Below are 2,456 nucleotides of genomic sequence, written 5' to 3'. Positions count from 1 at the left end.
GGACACCGGAGGGCCGCAGTGCCACCTGGTCCTCCGTACCGCCGCCGAACAGCACGCCCGTGAGGCGTGTGACGGCCCGGCGGTCCAGGACCTCGGGCAGGTCGATCAGACCACCCCAACGATCCGGATACTCCAGCGCCGCCACCCGGCCCAGACCCCACACCGCACCCTGCACCGGATCGGCCGGACCGTCCGAACGGCCCACCGACACACCCCCACGCGTCAGCACCCACACCCGGCCCGCCACCCCCGCGTCACCGACCGCCTGCAACACGGTGGCGACCGAAGCGGGGCCGAGGGGCAGGCCGTCGGTGTCGGCTCCGGCGAGTCCCGCGAAGGCCAGCACGCCCCCGACCGGGTGGCCCGCGGTGGCGTCCCGCAGCCGGCCGGCGAGTGCGGCGCGGTCGGTGGAGGCGGTGACGGTGACCGGGGTGACGCGGTCGGGTCCGCCCAGGGCTGTGGTGAGGGCGGTGACCGCCGGGTCGTCGACGTCGGGTGTGCCCGGAAGGACCAGCAGCCAGCGGGCGTCGGTGGTGTCCGGGGCGGTGGCCGGTTCGACGGTGGCGGGCTTCCACACCACCTCGTAGGAGAGGGCTTCGACGGCGTTCTCCTGCTGCTGCCGCTTCCGCCAGGAGGCCAGCGCGGGGACGACCGCGCCGATCTCCTCGGCCGGGAGACCCAGGGTCTGCGTCAGGGCGTCGACGTCCTCGCACTCGACCGCTTCCCAGAACCGGTCGTCGGCGGTGTCCGCCGCGGTCCGTGCCGATTCCCCGGCTCCGCCCGGGGCCGCCGTGCCGTGGTCGAGCCAGTAGCGTTCGTGCTGGAAGGCATAGGTCGGCAGGTCCGCCGCCCGAGTGGTGGGGGCGGCGCCGAGCGCCGGGGACCAGTCGACGTCGACGCCGTGGACGTGGAGGAGGGCCAGGGCGCCGTACAGACCGGCGACCTCGGGGCGGTCCTTGCGCAGCGCGGGGACGAGCAGCGGGCCGCTACCCGCGGACGGGTCGTCGGAGAGGCAGGTGCGGGCGAGGGCGGTGAGGGTGCCGTCGGCGCCGACTTCGAGGTAGCGGGTGACGCCCTGCTCGCGCAGGCGTCGTACGTCGTCGGCGAAGCGTACGGGCTGCCGGACGTGCGCCGCCCAGTAGCCGGCCGCGCACAGTTCGCCAGGGTCGGCCAGGGTGCCGGTGACGTCGGAGACGACGGGGATCTGCGGGCGGTGATAGGTCAGGCCTTCGGCGACGCGCAGGAAGTCCCGCAGCATCGGTTCCATCAGCGGCGAGTGGAAGGCATGGCTGACCCGCAACGCGGTCGTCCTGCGGCCGAGGCCCCGGAAGTGTGCGGCGATCCCCGACACACAGTCCGCGGCGCCGGAGATCACGACGGACTGCGGCCCGTTGACGGCGGCGATGCCGGCTTCGGCCTCCTGCCCGGCCAGCAGGGGCAGCACCTCCTCCTCCGAGGCCTGCAGCGCGACCATGGCGCCGCCCTCGGGCAGCGCCTGCATGAGTCGACCACGGGCCGCGACCAGGCGGCAGGCGTCGTCCAGGGACCACACTCCCGCGACGTACGCCGCGGCCAGTTCGCCGATGGAGTGGCCGGCCAGCACGTCGGGGCGGACGCCCCACGACTCCAGCAGCCGGAACAACGCCACTTCGAAGGCGAAGAGGGCGGGTTGGGTGAACTCCGTGCGGCTCAGCACCGCTTCGTCGTCACCGAAGACGATCTCCTTGAGCGACCGCCCGAGTTCGTTGTCCAGGTGGGCGCAGACGGAGTCGAACGCGTCCGCGAACGCCGGGAAGGTCTCGTACAGTTCACGGCCCATGCCGAGCCGCTGGGAGCCCTGCCCCGCGAAGAGGAAGGCGAGGCTGCCGTCGGGTTCGGCCGTGCCGACGGCCGCGACGGGCGAGGGCTCGCCCCGGCCGACGGCCTTCAGTGCGGCGAGGAGGTCGTCGCGGTCCGCACCGACCACGGTGGCACGGTGTTCGAAGGCGGACCGGGAGGTGGCGAGCGCGTGGGCGACCACGGCGGGGCTCAGCTCGGGGAGCGACTCGATGTGCTCGGCCAGCCGGGTGGCCTGGGCGCGCAGCGCTGCGTCGCTGCGGCCGGAGATCAGCCAGGGCACCGTGGCCGACGGGGGGTTCGGGGCGGGCGTGAGTTCCGGGGTGTCGGCGGGGAGCGGTTCCTCCAGGACGACATGGGCGTTGGTGCCGCTGAGCCCGAAGGCGGACACGGCGGCGCGGCGCGGCCGGCCCTCCGCACCGGTCCACTCCTGTTCCCGCGTCAGCAGCTCGACCGCACCCGCCGTCCAGTCCACGTGCGAGGACGGTTCGTCCACATGCAGAGTGCGCGGCAGCACACCGTGCCGCATCGCCAGCACCATCTTGATCACACCCGCGACACCGGCCGCCGCCTGCGTGTGCCCGATGTTCGACTTCAACGAGCCGAGCCAGAGCGGCCGT

The 2,456-nt window shown here is 74.0% G+C and carries 1 protein-coding gene; it reads right to left on the bottom strand.

All coding sequences use genetic code 11. The features are described 5' to 3' along the window. A partial coding sequence (locus AQJ64_RS44615) for a type I polyketide synthase (protein ID WP_159060367.1) occupies positions 1-2,456 on the bottom strand: 2,456 nt, incomplete at both ends.

It is taken from the genome of Streptomyces griseoruber (genome assembly GCF_001514205.1).
In the GTDB taxonomy this organism is placed as follows: Bacteria; Actinomycetota; Actinomycetes; order Streptomycetales; family Streptomycetaceae; genus Streptomyces; species Streptomyces griseoruber.
Note: the sequence above shows the minus strand (reverse complement) of the source record. Positions and strands in the feature narration are given on the sequence as shown.